This is a genomic window from Stygiolobus sp. CP859M, from assembly GCF_037389975.1.
In the GTDB taxonomy this organism is placed as follows: Archaea; Thermoproteota; Thermoprotei_A; order Sulfolobales; family Sulfolobaceae; genus Stygiolobus.
The window spans coordinates 25,912-44,864 of sequence record NZ_JBBHKS010000003.1 but is presented as its reverse complement, the minus strand read 5'-3'; the positions used below and the strand labels follow the sequence as shown (position 1 = coordinate 44,864).

Genomic DNA, 18,953 nt, shown 5'->3' with positions numbered 1-18,953 from the left:
TGATAGGGGAGCTGAACCTGAGGAGCGTGGAGGCGTTCCTCAGGTTTGTTGAACGTTATTTAGGTGGACCGCCGGGGCTGATGAAAATCTTTAAGTTACGTTAAAGTCCCATAACTGCTGTATAAATAAAGGGAAACCGCATCATCTATATCGAAGGTAGATCTCAGCCATGATTTTTTCTCTTCCTCTTCTTACGATTGTATTTTTAATAAAATCTGAATGGAAATGCTTATAAATATCTTGATAAAGATATATTATCTATGAGCTATATTGAAATAGAAGCATTAAAAAGGCTAAAGAGTGCAAGTCTAATCTTGATTATAACTCCGATACTAATTTTAATTGGGATTTTTATAGGAGTAGGAGTGCTATTCGGTTCAGCATCTTTAGCAGTGGAAGGTTTAGCGTCGGGTAATTCATCATTAGCTTCTAATGGTGCAATAACCGCAATAACTACACTAGTATTAATGGGGATATTACCTCTAGTGGGCGTAATATTAGGGCTTATTGCAATCTTTAAGCTTAGGGACGGATTTAGAGACCTTAAGTCAGTTTTCCCAGAGGCAGGAATAGGGGCTAGCGGAGGGCTGTTATTACTTATAGGGTACATAGTATTTATATTATTCCCGATAGGAATACTCGCCATCAATCCTATTTTTCTGATCTTATCGTTTGTTGGACTGGTATTAGGTATGCCAATATACTTTGTCGGTATAATTTTAACTGCAATAGGATTCTACAGAGTAGGTAATAGGTACAATGAAAGCTTAGTGAGCGTAGGAGGTATATTGACTATCTTCTTACCTTTCATAGGCTATATTTTGAACTTTATAGGACTAGGGAAAATAATAAACAAATTATCAATGGGACAACAACCTTACTCACCTCAACCTTATCAGCAAAGTACTTTTCAACCCAGTGGGATGCCTTACTCGCAGCCACAATACCAGCCTAATTCACAACCTCAGAATCTGCCTTCTTTGCCTTACCAACCAGCCTCACAACAATTTCCTGGACAACAGCCACCTCTCCCTCAATCTAGCCAACCAATGAGTCCTCAAGCTCCACTGCCAATTTACCAAACCGGTCCCTTCGCCATGTTAAGGCCAGATGGCAGTTTAACGTTCCAAGTGTACTCCTCTCAACCCGCCCAGTTAATAAGCGCAAGAATAGAAGACAGTGGTAATACTACTACAACAATAACACCGAACTTCATTCAACCTAACCAGATCACTAACGTGACTGTAAATTTCGGATCTATTCCAATAGTGCCAGGTAGACAGTATAGAATTATAGTAACAGCTATTATAAATAATTCACCTACTCAATTTCCGGTTTATGCAAATAGTTAAAGCTGATAAAAACATCAAAATGGAATTTCTCTCCCTAAGCGAATTTTCATAAGGCTGTTAACAACCATAAATAAGTCATAACTAGTTTTTAATTACTAATTAAGAAAATTTTCGAGACCTAATTATTACGGTGCATAGAGTATATGTCTGAAGGAGATTGCATGAGTAACTGACTTCCTTATATAAAACATATTAGTCAGATCTGTGTAATACAGATCTGACTGGGGTTCAGGCCGTGACGCTCCTTGGGCTTAAAGCTTGCCGGGGAGCTTGGCCGCCTCCAACTCGGACCGGAAGTTGGGCAAAAAGCCCGAATAAAACATAAGGGTGAGTGTAAGTGGAGGCCCCCAGTTGCAGGAATAGACGTATCAAAAGATAAATTAATTGTACTATAATAAGCAGTTTAACATTAGTGAGTAAAGCAGGTTCCATGGCGTAAGTAGTGTGGACTATGCTCGATTTTCAAGGAAAGTTTTTATACCGGAAGCTCCCCTCTCTAGAAAGTCTTTTGTATTTTAGATCATAAAATCAGCTTCTACGAATATTCGAATACTATTAAACCTTTCATTATTATTAGGAATATAGATGTGATTAACAGAATAAATCGTTAAATATGCAGAAAAATTACAATATAACATCTCTTCAAAACTTATCGCGATCATTAATTACTACACTCAGTCATCTGAAATATTTGGCTGATTAGATAAAATGTATTCCTTGGTCAACATTAGCTTGAAGTTTTTCACCAAGACATATCCCTAAAGTCCTCCTGAGCTTGTCGAAAAAGTTCACCGAGAAGTTCTACCCTTCCACTCGGTATACTCAGTTCTCTCTATAGTAATTCCCATGTTGTCTTAACTGAACTCTTTCGAATTCTGTACAGCAACGAGAATGTCATAATCTTTTACGTCAATACCATTAACTGAAAACGGGTCTTAACCTTCAGAGATATCCTTGTTACATAAATCGACATAACTAGTGAAGTTGCTTTAATGACCTTATATTGAAATTTTTAAGAAAATAATTTTGTTTATTTCTATATATTTAATTAAATAAACAATAAAATTAGAAGGAGTTCGATATCATAAACGTAGAATTTTGTCATTTTAGTAATATAAAATCTTTTTGTGAATAAAATTAGGTATATATAAAGTTTACCACGATTAGACTTAATAAGATATATCTACAAGTCTTTAGGCGATGCATCAGATAGCGAATTTTTATCATATCTTGTATAAAGAAGGTAGTATTAGCTTATTTAGTAAGAGGGTATTACCCGTTTATGATCTCTTCCCACAAAGCCTAAAGAACCCATAAAGTTTATATATCTCTCCATTCACTGGAAAATCTAGCGATAATATGAAGTATAGACTAATCGGAATTGGAGCTAGTAATTCTCTCGTAATGGGAATAGTAGTAGTCGTATTATTAATCTTTGCTGTAGCTGGATTCTTTCTATATCCTATAATATTTCGTGAGACCCCTAAGACCGTGACGTTAACTGAGCTAAATACAATTACCTCTACTTCTACCTCTACTTCTACCGTTACTTCTACCGTCACATCAACAGTTACAAATACGTGTGTCTCAACGACGAAATCAACCATATACCTGACTTCTACCGTCACATCAACAGTTACGGTAACGCAAACGCAAACTAAAGTATCTTATGGAACAACCCCTAACAATATTGACATATATAATGCACTTACCACTACTTTGGGTAACGGTTACAAAGTCACGCTCTTAAATAGCACCAACGCTAGCGGTATGCTAATGTTCGGCAATGTAGGAGATCCTCAACTGTTCATAAATTATAGTTTCTTGTACTTTATACAGCAAGGTGACTTAATTAAGGTTTACCCACCAGGTAGCGCTCAGTATTGGGGTAATTTGTCTTTAGATTTAGGAGTCTTACAGATAGTTCCCGCCGAATACCATGTTGCAGCGGCACTAGTGGCAAACACCACAGGGATTTATTATACTGGTGGGAATTATACAGTAATGGTCATAGGGACTTTTTCTCATGGCGGTGCAAGATTTATACAACCTTATCCTGCTGACGGGTACTCAATTATGCTATTTGTAACACCACCTAAACCCTTAATTAACAATACAGCATACTACACAAATGAGTTATTAAACGTAGGTATGCAGGGATGGGAGGTCAAACTTTCCGGCGAAATATACTATCCTTATTCCATGACTCCATACATAGTTGTACAATGGGAGCCTTATTGGAATGTAGCCAGAGACCCATGGACTACTGGAGAGTTTAATGTTTGGGTAGTTCACCCCTCGCCTAACGGCATTGTAAACGAGAGCGATATTAAACTGCTAGTTGGTGGAGGAGGTAACGGGTTTATAGAGGGTCTTAGCCCAGGTGATCTAATCGAGATGAAAGTCACATATGACGGGTACAATAATACAATCTATGCTGAAGTTGTAGATCTCAATACATCAAGTACAATAACGCTGACTCTACCTTTGTACTCTAATTTTACAGTCCCTCATGAAGGTAATTATTGGACGGAAGTTAATGCAGGAACTGGGAACTCTTACTGGAATTGGGGAATAGTATATCTCAGCGTATTTAATAACGTGTACGTTCAAATAGAAAAAGTTTAACATAATAATTTTTTAAACTTTATTTAAGCCTTGTAGCATGGTCAAAAATCTAAACAAAGAATTATTTACATCACGGTTACATACACTCTATGATTTTTAGACTTATCTCCAGTGAAGTGTTAAGTAATTAAATATGTACTCCTTCTCTACTTATTATGACTATAAACACTCTCCTAATGTTAGCTAATGAAAGTTATCCATCATAGTAAGAAATATAATATCACTTCATAATTTCCTTATCAGATTATGATATAATTTCCTCAATGTGTTTAAAGAAAGAAAAATTTATATAATTAAAATTCTAGCTCTAATTATATGTTAAAAGTATGTCCTAGATGCGGGTATGTAAATAACGATCGGGCCATACAGTGTGTGAGATGTGGATTCCCACTGCAACAGCCTTTTCAACCTAGTCCTCAATCGAACCTTCCTTACTATCCTCCAACTTATCCTAAGAAGAAGAGTAGTCTTCCAATATTAGGCGTAATAATAGCTGTTATAGTTATCATTGCTGTAGCAGTTTTCTTCCACCCTCCATTTTTGAACAAGCCTATAAGTAAAAACGTTATTACCATACCCGTTGTAACTACATATCCAAAAACAGTGACTTCATCTACATCAGTAGTGCCCCCTTATACGACAAGTACAACTACTCAAACGCCTATTTCACCCCTATCTTATACGGGCTCAGTAATATCCTTTAACGGAATAGACCAATACTTTATAACCCCTGAATTTAACATAACTGTTAATGGAAGAAACATTACTGTAGGACTCTTTAACTATGTTGCAATGAAATATGACGCTGAAACAATAGCTGTCAGAGCTTACTTAACCCCTTACACTCAAGGTGTAATAATCGGCTTATCTAAGAACACCCTCCCCTTCAATACTCCCTATTCAGGTTGGTCACCTCTGGTGTACATGAGTGATGGTCAACTGATTATCGCTGACATTAACTCAGTTGGTGGGTTTACGTTTCTAGAGACCGGTGTAGGTAATTCCATACCTACTCCTAACGGAGGAGAAGCGGCTATGGCAGTTGCGATACCGCAGCCAGGTTTTTACTGTATCGTGTTTGAAGAATGGACTAATGACAGCGGTACGTATGTTGCGGGATACATTAATGGGCAGTTGATAGGAGAGTTCTATAGCACTTATACTAACGCTTCCTCCCTATTTGGTCAAATTGGTCCGTATAAGTATAACTTCGTGGGCATAGCATTTACTAAGCAGTGGCCTCAGACAAATTACCAGTGGTACCCATTTAACGGTTCTATAAGCGACATAATTGTATATCCTTCTGTGCTAACTCAGTCCCAAATAGAGCAGCTAATGAGCGGCACCACGCCAAAGGGATATTTAGTGTATTATAACGCACCAAACGTTAATTATTCACCAAAGGTGGGCAAATGGTATCCGACATATAGCTATCTTGATTACCCATTGGTAGCAGTAGGCAACCCAATCGTCATCACTGAATAACAAATCTTTTCTATAAGGTATTAAGTTTTTTAATTTATTTCTAGTAAGACTAGATTAATGTCCTTTCTTATTTTTCAAAGGGTTAGCAATTACCTGAGATGCTTACATGTCTAACAGTAAAAAGGTTTATAGCTCCTAATAAACAGATTAAAACATGCTAATACTTCTTATTTTGCTCTTCGTTTTATCAAAAAATTACGTTAGCATACTAACATGACAACTACGGTTTGGCTTAGTGACCAACTCCCATGTAACAAGTTAAGCTGTAACATACCGTCACCTATTGTCAGTATTGAGTACCAAATAGACGGTTCAGTGTATTGTTCGCAAGTTAGAGTAATAATAGGTGACCCGTTAACGACACTACCATTCTACCAACGTTTAGTATTTAAAGACAACTCTTGGTGCTAAAGAAAATGTACTGTTGTTAATCGATCTTAGTTCTATCTTAATAAAAACCATATATTACCAGATTTGATACCAATAATCACACATTTATTGTGTCGAAATCTGTAGAATTACCTAATACTTCATAGTGATCAGTAATTAATTTACCTGGTCTACAGCTAAAAATTAACGTTAATTAAAAAGACGATTTTGCTAATTACTATTTATGATTACTTTCAAGATTAGTTGTTAGTTATGTAAACAATAGTCTTGATTTTATGAGAAAGTCTACTAACCCTTTATACCAGAACAGAGATTATGTCGCTTAAGGGGTTACGTCATAATATAACTCCTCTATGTCTCTCCGTCAGTATTAATTCCCACATCTTTTAAGAAAATTTTGCAAGGCCAATAATTTCTCCGAAGTCCCAATACCTCAAATTAATTTCAGTCCTCCTTTCCGAGTCCAAGTCTACAAATATCCTCTTAAAAGTACCGTTATACTCGTCATATCCCTCATGTATGGATATTGCAACCTTTTTTCTGGGAGCACGTGTTTATAACCAGAAGTTATTATAAAGTCATAAAGCATGTTGTGACCTTGAATATAAGAATACCAGTTTGCTTCTATGATATCTTAGAGGAGATAGTAAACTTAGCAATGTCAAAGGCAGAGAAACTATTGTGAGAATTACCGTACATTAGAACGAGGTCAGCTTTAACGCCTAATTTGTAACCCTCCTTAGCGTCTAATTTAAATGTATTAACTTCCGTTTTTAGTTCTTGCTTTGAAAACTCTTTTGCTTTACCTTATGCTTCTTCCCTAATATCGGTGATAATCAGCCTCTGTACAGCAAACCCTAAACTCATCAACGTCTTCAATATCGTTATTCCTCCTATCCTAGTACCGCCCTTTCCTGAAGGGGAGCTTCCGGTATAACAACTTTTCCTCGGGAAAGAAGTTTATTCACACTCGGGATATTTCTCCTCTATGTAGAATTATTGTATTTTTATAGACTTTTCCAATCTCAGAGTCCGTAGTGTATATTGCAGCATTCTCTTTTTCAGCAAAGGCTGCTAGAAAACAATCCACTATGGAAAGGTTTTGGTATTTAACTTTGAGCTCACCGGCCCTTAAAGCGAGTTCCTTATTAGTACTGACAATCTTTATTGGGGAATTCAGGATTAAGGAGAGTCTAACATTTGCTTCTATCCCCTTAAGTTTGCCATAAGTATAAAGGAACTCCGCTAAATTAAGGTCTAGAGTATAACCTATACCCTTACTCGTATAAACCTCCTCCACAGCTTTCTTAACCTCTTCATTAAGCCCGGAAAAATATACGTGGAAAAAACTTGTATCAAGCAGAATTTTCCTTCTCAACTTCCCGTTTCCTCAGCTTTTCCAACTCTTTTACAGCAGAATCTCCCATCTCTTTATCTATGCCGTATGCGTCCAAGAGGGTTAATTTACGTTTTAAAATAATCTTATCACCCTTAACTTCTAGCTCTATGACAGAACCCTCTTTAATATTGAACCTTCTTCTAACCTCAGTGGGGATAACTATAATCCCTTTCTTATGAACTTTTACCTCCATAAATGGTATTTCGTTTAACGATTACTAAAGTTTAACTTGTGATTAAGTTAAACTACAAGGCGAGTTTAACCTAAATGTAGACCCCCCTCGGGAAAGGGAGAACAATACTTTGAAAGTATTAAACCCAGTGCTCTAATCCTTACTAATTTCAGTCCTTTTCAAAAGTCTTAGATAATTGCCGAGAAGTCTAGGATGGTGCAAAGGCTGACACTCCTTCCACAAGCTTATATCCTTATCAGAGTAAGTTAGACTGAAAAACATGAGGACGCTGGGGGTTTTGACTCGCTGCTCCTTATGACTTCATAGGGACCCGCCAATGACCTTATTATATCTAGAATTAATAGAACTCCTAAACACTTTCTTCACGACAAAGAAGACATAATAAATAAACTAGATAGTAAGAGAAAAGAGAGGAGGAAAAAATTACTTTAATCTCTTATAAAGAATTATTATAACTGCTAACACTACAACCAAAATAACCAATACTAAAATTGGTAACATGTTGAAGTTGTTATTATTAGACTGAACTATTGGTGCCGATGGTCCCACTGGGATTTGCGTTATTTCGGTAGTATTTGTAGTGGTTGTAGTAACCGAAGTGGTTGATGTATTCACTGAACTAGTCGTAGTGGTCACATTAACCGTAGTTGTCGTGGTGGTTGTGGATTGGTTTGTTGGGTGTGGTAATGGTTGTATTGCCATGTATATTGTACCATGGCCATTCGTAGTATTCATTAGCCCAAACCATGTCAGGTACAGCGTGTTGTCTATGATTGATGCCCTAGGGATTATTGTGAACGCCGTGGTGTAGTTGCTAATCGGCTGTAACACTGTGCCGTTCCAGTTGAATACGCTTAACAAGCCCGGCCTCCAGGCTATTATGACCAACCCATGGCTCCATACCACTGGGAATGCGTATGCGTAAATCGGTAGGCTTATTTCCAACCTCTGCGTACCGTTAACCACCGTTAATGTTCCATTGTAGAAGTGGTAGAGTAGGTCACTACTGAAGCCGGCAATGCTCGCATAAATTGGTTCAACCACTCCAGTATTCATGTTAACTAGGGCGTAGGTGCCGTTTATGAACTGAACAATGACCAAACCATTCCAAGCACCAGTAATACCAACAACACGTGGAATACTCAACGCCCTAACAACAACACCAGTCGGCGTCAACTCCTCAAGTATCGTGTTGTTATATGTGAGTGTCACTTTAGGCTCATAGACTAGGTATATGTACTTGCCGTCGCTGGCGTAGCTCATTGCATCACCGCTTGTTGTTAGATTAACCACTGGCCCCCAAGTATTGCCGTGTAGTACCGAGGCTTGTAGGAGTATTGTTAGGTTGTTGAGGCCGTAATGCCCCATAGGCACACCACCCCAAATCATCATCAACGAGCCATTGCTCAACGTGATCAAAAGCGGACTACCCTCACCCAAATCATTAAAAACCGGCAACGGTGCCTTCACCGCCGTAGTCCCATTGAATACTAAACCCTTAATAACAGCCACACCACTCGGCATCAACTCAGTGTAGTAGATATAAACCAAACCATTGTAGTTGGTTATTGAGTACCCGTAGCCAAAGCGGGTATTGTTAGTTATGATACCGAAGGTTGAGCCATTAACCCAATCGGAACCGAGTATTTGCTGCTGGAACTGCTGGGCGGCCTGCTGCAATTCATCCTCAAACGATGCAATATCACTATTAGGCACGGAACCCCACTCATAGAGAACACCTGGGCCAAGAATAGTCCAGCTACCTTGGTAATTAAATATTATTAAGTTGGCGACTACGAACGCATTAACCTCACCAACCATTGCACCACCAGGGCTTTCTAAAAGTGATGAACCGTTTGGTTGCAGTAGGAAGCCTACGCCCGCTGCACCCTGGAGACCGCCGGCAGCTCCAAATCCAAAGATGTTGGCAGATAGTGAGCCCTCGATACCGAAGGGTATGAACACGTTGCCGGATACATTCTCAAAGGCTAGTGGTATTGTACTATTTGGGTTATTAGCTGGAATGAGTACGGCTTTTACATGGGCACTTGCACCAAGTGATATTGACACAGTAGCGCCGACAGCCCCTATGTCATCTATAGAAATACCCCATGGCGTTGGGACATTGAAAGTGCCGTAGGCTGATAAAAATGCCGACGCGTCTATGCTCTGAAGCAAAACCTGGTAATTACTTATCGCTAGGTTTCCCTGGGCACTACCACCTATCGTGAATGCCGCATCGGCAGGCCCGAATCGAAGTACCAAGTTTTTACTTATACTGCCAGCAATGCTTACAGTACCATTTGAGTCCAATGTCACGGGTATGGGGTACTCGAGCAATATACTATAGTTACCGGAGAGGTAATTAACTGGAATATTCTGCTCAAGCTCATACTTTAGGATTACTTTTGCCTTTATTTCATACGTGTTATTGAACAGGCCGGTAATGTTCTTTTCAAGGCTCCACTCATACCCAATATCCAATGGTATACTGAACCCACTTAACTTGCTTAGGTTCAATTCAGATGCCTGGTCGGGGATAGGTATGTTGTACAGTATTGCTAATACTATGGGTGGTGGTTCCAGTACTATTATGCTGTATGTGCCCTCTACTACGTTGTTGTTACCATACACTGCGTAGACTGTTAACTCGTAACTACCGGGTTTTAACCCACCCATATTCACCTCATTACTCACCCAATATCCACTTGATGTGTTATAGGTGAAGCTTAACGTGACGTTAGACCCCCCAATGTACCCGGTGACGCTTGAGGGTTGATTACCGTTTATGCTTGGGGCAGCCACGAAGAACCTATCAGTTAGGTTAAAGCCTGAGTAGAAGTACTTAACGAATTGAGAATAAACCTCAATGTGTGTTGTGGGCGGTTGTATGATTGTGGTTGCTGTCCAGTTCCACTGGTCAGTCACAGTGTATATGCTGATGTGGGTGAGCACTGCGGCGTAGACGTAGTAGGTGCCTGCTTGGCTGACTGGGTAGGTGAAGTTGAACGTGTTGAGTCCCGGGTTTATGGTGACGTTGAACACCTTGGATGGGCTGTAGGGACTAGCGAGGGAGGGATTATTGGTGACCCAGAGCTCTATTTCACCCAGAGTCGGGCTAGTCACTGTACCGTTGGCAGTTACCGTGACCACAATCTCCCGATTGCTAGCCGAGACTTGTAGATTATAAATCCAAGGCTCATGCCTATAGAAGGTGACGAAGTTACTACCAGGCTGGAGATTCACCGTCATGCCTCCCCAATACTCCGTGAGGTTAAGCCCAATGTTCGGGTAGTGGTAAACCTCAAGAGTGTAGGTTCCCGGAGGCACATTGTAAAAGTTCAAGTAACCGCTTGAATTCATGTACACAACCTCCTTAAAACCAGAGGAATTGTAGAGGACCCCAAGGACAACACCAGGCACTGTGGTGGCAAGCCTACCAAGAACATTAAACACTTTAACGCTCAAGGAAGACAAAGTTTGTGGTGTGGTATTATGCGGTACGGAAGAGCTAGCAATTTGAATAAGGTAACTGAGAATTCCACTAATCTCGGTGTAATTCGGCGATTGAGTATTAATTCCAATCGAGTATACATATTGTGCTGACTGATTAGGCAGAAGGGTTATTTTTGCGTGCTGAATGTTAAGGAAAGAATTGGCTATAGTAACGTTGTCAATGGAAAAGCCGTTAGTGACTAACTGGATTTGTTGAGTAGTAGATAAATTATTTATCGGGATCAGCTGAATATCCCACCCACTTACGTTATCTATTAATGTTATAGGCCCTACCGGGAGGACTTGCCAAAGTCCGAAAGAGTCCAGCTTCCCTAAATAATTCCCATTAATGTATAAAGAAGTTTTACCGTCAATATAGTACGCATCTTGAATTACTTGTTCTGTCGCTTTGACATACGGGTTAAACAAGTTTGGTAGGACTGTGAAATATAGTCCGTCTACACCCTTATGTATATGGCTCCAATATTGATTAAGTTCTAGCGGAACTGGTGCTAAGTTGCGGTAGTAAAGTAGGACTATCACTTTTTCTCCATTATAAGCTATTATCATAGTCTTCTGAAGCATATAGGTTGAGTTCACTACACTCCCGTTATTATATGTAGGTAGGGCTATGAAAGTGAACCCGTATACCTTCCAACTACCTAAAGTAGTGTTGAATACGTAAGGACCTTCTAATGTGTGAGCGAAATAACTCATATTGTTAAAGTCAAGTATGCCCGGGATAGAAAGATTACCCAACATAACGGGGGGCATGAACAATTCTAATTCAGCTTGAGTGAAGTTCAAGTATACAGCACCCATAGCGGAGGAATTGTAAAAATACGGAATAGGGTTAAGCTCGATCGGCGTTTCCGTCACGAATCTAAGGACCTTTTCGTCAGTTGGTATTGGTGTTCCCAAGTAGTTACTTAAGTATGCTGAAACCACGACGTCTACGTACGGGGTACCGGAAGGGATTCCCAAACTGAAGTAATTGTAACCGGGGGCTAGATACCTTTCAATTGAAGCAGGTATCAAGGACGAAGGAGTATAGAAGTAAACAATAGCCTCAATAGAGTAGTTTCTAGGATTATAAATTACTGCATTTATATTGTACATTCCGTTAGCTAAAGTATAGTTTAAACTATATATTATGGGAGCATTCCTGATAAAGTTTACCGTATAAGGTAATGAGGTCACATTCACCGTAATGTTGCCCCAATATTCGGTGATGTTCATCCCAGAACTAGGAATATGGTATACATCTACAACGTACTGCCCGGGAGTCACGTTAGTGAACACAAGTTGTGAGTAACTGTTAATATAAGCCTTTTCAACTACTTGGTTTTCAGAATTAATTAGAAGTCCGTACGTTATCCCTCCTACTACTGGAGAACCGAGAGTATAATTGTAAACGTTTACTACAAGTGATCCTTCCTCTTTTTGCGCACTCTGAACTCCTATTATTATAACTTGTGTAATGTAGTTTGTGTAGTTTGTTAAAAAATCTGCAACGTATATGTAACCGTTACCGTAAGTCATTAGAGAGTTCTGTAAGTTATTAGGTGCGGTGAGATTACTGATCACGTAATTATACTCGGGGTCTATAACAGAGATCATCCCATCAGCACTTACGTAAACGTAGCTATTTTCAGGGGAGTAAGTAACAGCAAAAGTTAGCGATCCTATTGGAATCTCAGCCACCAAATTATTAGAAGAAATTACACTTATGTAATTTCCACTTACCACATATACGTAACCGTTACTCGGGTTATACGTCAACAAGGGCTTTGAGAATAAAATGTATTGACCGCTAATGTTTTGTAAGAATCCTATTACAGAGTTATTCGAGGGATTGATAACAACTAAATCTCCTAGGCCATTATATCCTATGCCAAATGCGTATATATATCCGTTAACGGGGTCATAAAGCATGGATAAGACAGAAGTATTAACATTTATAGTTCCTACAATCTCTAAATTAGGAGTAAGAACTATTATAGAACTGTAGCGCGACACGTAGATGTAACCATTCGATGGATCAAGTACCATGCTATAACTACTCAAATTTCCTATAATCACGTGACCTATAATCATGTTATTACTTACATTGATAGCATATATTTCATTAATAGTACTATCATTTGTAAACGAATTAACGCTTACATAAAGAATTCCGTTTAGCCGATCATATAACATGGTAGAAATACTACCGTTTAGAGTTATGTTACTAACTATGGTAGTCCCATCTATAACACTTATTGACGAACCAAGATCTACATAAACATCTCCGTTCTGCGGATTATAGCACATGATTCTAGGTGGAGGCAAAGTTGGAATTTTCGATACTTCTGTGTAGTTAGCGATAACGTAAATTCCTGACTCTGAATAGTTTAATGCAGCAAAACCAACGTAGGTGTAGCCATTTTTTGGGTCATAGAGTATAGAAGTCGGTTCTCCTTCTCCCAAATTTATCTCATTGACTATGTTTCCTACTGGTTTAGACATTGAAAGAGCGATCAAAAAATAATGAGTTAATAACGTAGGTGTTAGTAAAAATATTAGTAATAATGAAGATAATAATCTCTCATGCATAGTTGAGTTCACGCTCTTTAGTTATAGATTTTATTGTCAATATAAATACTTTACTTAGCGGGTACTACTGTGACCACACTCATATTGATTTCAAACTAATAAAAAACTCTAACAATCACCTCACCTCCTCAAAAAAGAACTGAACACTATCAATACCAGATAAAGCACACCCAACAAACCGCTTTACGTAGACTTCAGGCTCTTGATAACCACACATAGCCTATTTATTTTCTAACCCGGAAATTCAAGGCGTTTGGGAAAAAATCCCACGTGGGGGGTTGCGGATAACTTGCACGGCATTTATGCAAGCACTGAATGAGACTTGGTTGGGTTCAATTTCGGGAAAAGGTGGTAACCACTGTTTAGAACTACTACTTGCGGCGCCTACCCATTAGTAACGCAATAATCAACACTAAAACCACTATTACCGCAACCGTAACATAAGTGAGTAATGCACTGTGTGATGGTTTTACACTATTCGTTATGCTAGAATTCACAGAATAATATGTGGGTCAAGGCAATGGTGACTTTACATTACCTATCATCGCCAAATACAACAAAGCCCAATTAGCATAGAAAGCACCTGTAATTCCTTCTACGCCGAATACGTAAGACCCACTGTCTGGTGGTGTGTAGTAGCCGTTTAGGTTTAGTGTGAAGTTTGCCGATTGCCCAGTGTTTAGATCTATGGCGATGCCGGTGAGTGTGTTTGCGCTCGGGTTATATGTCACGGTTATGTTAATACGATCACCAGGGTTAGGCTTGAAGGCACCTGTACCAATACCATTCCAACCGGCGAATGGCTGACCAAGGTTTGGCGACGGACTTGGACCAATGCTTGGGTTATTACCGTTTGTATTATTCACAATCCACACGTTCCACTGCCCAGTAGCATCAGGGTATGTACCGAATATCTGCCAGTATGGTTCCCACTGAACCGCTATGTACTGTGTTGAGCTCTGGGGCAGAATAATATCATCCTCATGAGGTGATGGGTACCCATACCCACTATACGCCCATCCATTCCCAACCGTTGAGGTGTAAGGTATTGAGTAGTTGTACTTCGGGCTTACGCCCCACGTTGTTGGGTTTAAGAATAGGTATATTTCGAAACCATCAGAAAGTGGTGATGAACTGCTTGAGTATGTACCAATAATTATTATCTTCACCGCGCCTCCACTGTAGGTTTCATTCCAAAACATGGCACTGCCCATATTATATTGGGTTGAACCCATCATAAGCACTGGTTGGTTGCTGCTTATGCCTGCAAGGCTCCAGTACTGGCTTGCGTTTTTTGGCCCATAGTACACCGGCCACTGACTTGTTGGTGTACCGTAATCGTCGCCTTGGTACACATGGAGCACGCCGAAGTACTGCTGGCCATTCAATAGGTTTAGTACCACTTGGTAGTTCTGTGACTTTGTAGGAGTCATGTGGTTAAATAGAGATGGTACGAGGAATAAGGCGGCTATAATAACTATTATTGCTAAAGCAACCCCAATTATTGGTACCAACTTCCTTCCTCTCTTTTTACCACCGGCTGAAGGCGGTTGCGGGTAGGGTGGTGGTGATACTGGAGGCTGTTGTACTGTGGGTTGATATACTGGTTGAGTTAATGGGAATCCACACTTAATACAATACATTGCTTCATCAGGGTTTTGGAACCCACATCTGGGACAGTACTTTACCATTATTCACTTTTTATCTTTTAGTAATAAATAAGTTTTTCATCACCTAGCACTTTTACACATGTTAGTCAATGAAAGACCTCCTTACGACTGGTCTGATGCGAATGGGGAAGCTCAAATTAGCGCCAACCAAGTCAGCCTTGGGCGTCGCCAAGGTCGGTTAAGCCATCTGAGACGGCTATTAGCTTTGCCCTGCCTGACCTTGCGTGAGATAATACTTCTTAAGGATTGAGTAGCCCCCAGAGTACGCTACCATTAGCCCTATGAACCACATCATCGAGAGCAAAGCGACAATCGGCCCCCCGCCGACGAACACAAGTAGCGGGTACGGGATAGCCGTCATAATCCCGCCGACCTTCAGCCTGGCGTTCTTATACTTAGACCCGACTAAGAAGAGCGAGGTCCCCAACAGTATATTCCCTACAAAGATTAAGGGCGGGATCGCGTCTAGAACGGCCCCTGCCTTGCCAATCCCCGTGTAGGGCACGTAGCCGCCAAGGTAGGAGAGACCCTTGTACGTTTTGTAGACTCCATATATCAGCATGACGATCAGGGCTATGAACACTATGAACAGCTCTGTCAGCACCTCTGCTGAGTAAATGAACGACTGTACGATCGCAGCAGTGAGCGTCTGCATAGGCGGAGTAGGCCCTTGAGGTAAAGGCCCCGAGACTGATGACTCTGCTGCCATACTACCGAAAAAGGAGAACAAGCCCACGACGAACATGAAGGTGGCTATCCACCCTATCCCATATATCAGGTTCCCGATGCCTCTTATTTCGGGGTTCTGGTCATTGAAGGACAGATGAACAACGTCCTTCTGGCTCTGCCTTTTCCTTTGGTTTTTGGACGGAGAACCACCATTCATTGACAAGCACTACCTAAAACTTTTGGTATTGGAAAAATATATAAATTTTATAGTGCGGGTTTTCGACGTCACTTCTTCGTGGTCTCCTTGTCATACTCGGCGGGCTGAGCGAGCTCTGTAGCTTTTGCGTGATTTCCGCTCAAGTTTGAGCGGAAACATGCTTACAAGAATGATGACAAGCACACATGAGGGCTTGCGCTGACCGCTATAGCTCCCTAACGCCAGCTGGCCAGGGCGAGGAGCACGGCTATGCCTTTAGGAGATTCAAGGAGTCCCTGCGGAGGGCTCCTTAGCGCTCCTCGTGGGGCCGTGTAAACCTCATAGCCTTGAGGCTCTCATATAAGTAACAATAATAACCACTAGTTGGCGGCACCACAGCTTGTGAATCAAGGCTAGAGGTGGTAAAAAAGAGAGGAAAAAGAGTGTTCCCTTTTATTTCAGAAAAACCAATTCACTGTTTAGGGCTATGGCTTTCTAAGTTTAATCATTAACAACGCAGCAAGCGACACCACCACAACCACAGCCACCACAACAACCAAGGTAGGCACTACACTGGGTGTCTGATTAGTCGATGTCAACATAATGGGTGTGGTAACAGAGCTAATTGAGGTACTATTAGTCGAGACGCTTGTCGATGTCGACTTAGTGGACGTGGTAACCGAGCTAATTGAGGTACTATTAGTCGAGACGCTTGAGGTACTATTAGTCGAGACGCTTGAGGTACTATTAGTCGAGACGCTTGAGGTACTATTAGTCGAGACGCTTGAGGTACTATTAGTCGAGACGCTTGAGGTACTATTAGTCGAGACGCTTGTCGATGTCGACTTAGTGGACGTGGTAACCGAGCTAATTGAGGTACTATTAGTCGAGACGCTTGTAGAGATTATACTAACAGAGCCCGAATAGAAATTGGTAACGTAAATGTACCCATTGGATGGATCATACGCAACCCCCGCTGGCTTTAATCCAACGGGGATGGTTGCGATAACAGTATTATTCGCCCCATCTATCACCGAAACGGTGCCCGAATCCCAATTGGCAACGTAAATGTACCCGTTAGATGGATCATATGCAACCCCCCATGGCGCTAATCCAACGGGAATGGTTGCGATAACAGTGTTGGTTGCACCATTAATCACCGAAACGGTGCATAAATACGAATTGGCAACATAAATGTAACCGTTAGATGGGTCATACGCTATGCACCATGGCCATATTCCAACGGTGATATTTGCGATAACAGTGTTGGTGTTCCCATTAATCACCAAAACACTGTCTGAACCACAATCGGCAACGTAAATGTACCCATTGGATGGATCATACGCAACCCCCGCTGGCCGTTGTCCAACGGTGATATTTGCGATAACAGTTGTCCCATTAATCACCGAAACAGTGCATGAATTCCAATTGGTAACGTAAATGTACCCATTGGATGGATCATACGCAACCCCAAATGGCTCTATTCCAACGGTGATATTTGCGATAACAGTTGTCCCATCTATCACCGAAACGGTGTCCGAATCCCAATTGGCAATATAAATGTACCCGTTAGATGGGTCATACGCACCCCCCCCTTGGCCCTGATCCAACGGGAATGGTTGCGATAACAGTGTTGGTTGCACCATTAATCACCGAAACGGTGTTTGAATGACAATCGGCAACATAAATGTAACCGTTAGATGGATCATACGTTATGCCCCATGGCCGCAGAGGATTACTTGTATTCACATTTCCATTTATGAGGGTATTGTTTAAAAGGTCTAGAGTATATTTTACGTACCCACCCGGATTGTTCTGACCACTATTCTGAGACCCGTTAGCCGGAACTGTAAGTCCAAAGGCTAAAAAAAGGATTGCTATTGAAACGAATATCATCGCAATTAATCTACCTCTCTTAGCCATCCTCCGCACCATCACAGACCTATTTATGATCCCCTTTTATAAATATTTCGAAGGGTTGGGTGGGCATGGCGTGAAAATAACCATAAGGCAAGGTGTGTATTGCTTGGTTTGGTTAAAATTGCGCGTTTTTGAGTAAAGCGCATCAGCAACCTCTTCTGTATAGGCTTTGGTTAAATACTCAACTTCGTGATAATCACCTCCTCGTCTCCCAAATTGTTCGCGAGTCTTCCGAAGACAGCGTTGGCACAATTATCAAATGCTAGGCACTTAACGGCATCCTCATCAAGCTCCCTAACGTCAAGTACAAGTAATACCCTCTACCGCGCCGTATTTAACCTTGTGAACGCCTCCTCGGTTATCTCCATGAACACAAACACCGTCAAGATGCCCCAGAAGCTATTTAGCCGGAGTACCAATGCCATCTCCTCTGTTAGGTTCATCTTCACCATGAAGTAAACATTTGATATGGCTGGCTCGGTAGTCCTCAGAGCTAACACGTGGTGTGTGTTCCACCTGATCCTATTCGGTAGGAAGAACCTCGTTCACAATGATTTAATCCTCCTAGCCTTGCTATTATCCATATCAGGCACGTATGCATTAGGTCGAATTAACATTTTATTAGCGACCTCCTCACCCCTACCGCAGATCATCGGTATGAACGGCAAATTAGGCCTATTCCTATAAGTATCACAAGCAACCGCGGACAATTGAGTTGAAGGCCTCAATCACATCGCCACGCCTATTAACGCCCATATCTGTGATTAGATCATTAAAACGCGATAAAGGCGTCCTTACCGTAATGCCCCCGATTTCCTACCTCATTCCTTTAATCAGCTGTCAAGGTACTTAAATAGCCCTTTGTAAATCCGGAATTTATAAGCCAATAACGACACTATCCCCACACCCTCTATAGAGTGTAAGATATAAATACCGGCATCTTTCTTGAAATTACCTAGGT

Annotated in this window: 11 protein-coding genes and 2 pseudogenes; 5 read left to right on the top strand and 8 right to left on the bottom strand. The window is 40.8% G+C overall.

The genetic code is table 11. The features are described 5' to 3' along the window. The 4 genes and pseudogenes from WIW72_RS00295 to WIW72_RS00280 form a co-directional block, all read left to right on the top strand. A pseudogene (locus tag WIW72_RS00295) lies at positions 1 to 104 on the top strand (transposase); the annotation flags it as partial. 156 nt (positions 105 to 260) lie between these two features. Further along, complete coding sequence (locus WIW72_RS00290) at positions 261 to 1,352, top strand: DUF973 family protein (protein WP_337698991.1); 1,092 nt, start codon at positions 261 to 263, stop codon at positions 1,350 to 1,352. Between the two features lie 1,359 nt (positions 1,353 to 2,711). Beyond that, complete coding sequence (locus tag WIW72_RS00285; protein ID WP_337721198.1) at positions 2,712 to 3,980, top strand: hypothetical protein; 1,269 nt, start codon at positions 2,712 to 2,714, stop codon at positions 3,978 to 3,980. Between the two features lie 315 nt (positions 3,981 to 4,295). Then, a complete protein-coding gene (locus WIW72_RS00280; protein ID WP_337698996.1) occupies positions 4,296 to 5,465 on the top strand; it encodes a hypothetical protein in 1,170 nt (389 codons plus the stop codon). Positions 5,466 to 6,819: 1,354 nt separating this feature from the next. On the opposite strand, the gene WIW72_RS00275 is transcribed toward WIW72_RS00280, so the two are convergent. The 5 genes from WIW72_RS00275 to WIW72_RS00255 all read right to left on the bottom strand — a co-directional run bounded on the left by WIW72_RS00275 (position 6,820) and on the right by WIW72_RS00255 (position 16,093). Next, positions 6,820 to 7,233, bottom strand: coding sequence for a type II toxin-antitoxin system VapC family toxin (locus WIW72_RS00275; protein ID WP_337698997.1), 414 nt, complete (start codon positions 7,231 to 7,233; stop codon positions 6,820 to 6,822). Then, complete coding sequence (locus WIW72_RS00270) at positions 7,211 to 7,447, bottom strand: AbrB/MazE/SpoVT family DNA-binding domain-containing protein (RefSeq protein ID WP_337698999.1); 237 nt, start codon at positions 7,445 to 7,447, stop codon at positions 7,211 to 7,213. The genes WIW72_RS00275 and WIW72_RS00270 overlap by 23 nt, the downstream gene beginning before the upstream one ends. Before the next feature lie 423 nt (positions 7,448 to 7,870). Next, complete coding sequence (locus WIW72_RS00265; protein ID WP_337721197.1) at positions 7,871 to 13,450, bottom strand: YncE family protein; 5,580 nt, start codon at positions 13,448 to 13,450, stop codon at positions 7,871 to 7,873. Between the two features lie 599 nt (positions 13,451 to 14,049). Beyond that, the gene (locus WIW72_RS00260) at positions 14,050 to 15,228 is read right to left on the bottom strand and encodes a zinc ribbon domain-containing protein (protein WP_337699003.1); all 1,179 of its coding nucleotides are present in this window, start codon (positions 15,226 to 15,228) and stop codon (positions 14,050 to 14,052) included. Between the two features lie 178 nt (positions 15,229 to 15,406). Then, complete coding sequence (locus WIW72_RS00255; RefSeq protein WP_337699005.1) at positions 15,407 to 16,093, bottom strand: DUF973 family protein; 687 nt, start codon at positions 16,091 to 16,093, stop codon at positions 15,407 to 15,409. A gap of 651 nt (positions 16,094 to 16,744) precedes the next feature. Here WIW72_RS00255 and WIW72_RS00250 point away from each other — a divergent pair. Continuing rightward, complete coding sequence (locus tag WIW72_RS00250) at positions 16,745 to 16,999, top strand: hypothetical protein (protein ID WP_337721196.1); 255 nt, start codon at positions 16,745 to 16,747, stop codon at positions 16,997 to 16,999. Between the two features lie 44 nt (positions 17,000 to 17,043). Here the strand turns inward: WIW72_RS00250 and WIW72_RS13190 are convergent. The 3 genes and pseudogenes from WIW72_RS13190 to WIW72_RS00240 all read right to left on the bottom strand — a co-directional run. Continuing rightward, a pseudogene (locus tag WIW72_RS13190) lies at positions 17,044 to 17,718 on the bottom strand (YncE family protein); the annotation flags it as partial. Continuing rightward, the gene (locus WIW72_RS00245; protein ID WP_337721195.1) at positions 17,651 to 18,007 is read right to left on the bottom strand and encodes a hypothetical protein; all 357 of its coding nucleotides are present in this window, start codon (positions 18,005 to 18,007) and stop codon (positions 17,651 to 17,653) included. The pseudogene WIW72_RS13190 and the gene WIW72_RS00245, both read right to left, overlap by 68 nt. A gap of 530 nt (positions 18,008 to 18,537) precedes the next feature. Next, positions 18,538 to 18,720, bottom strand: coding sequence for a hypothetical protein (locus WIW72_RS00240; protein WP_337699009.1), 183 nt, complete (start codon positions 18,718 to 18,720; stop codon positions 18,538 to 18,540). Positions 18,721 to 18,953 lie beyond the last annotated feature (233 nt).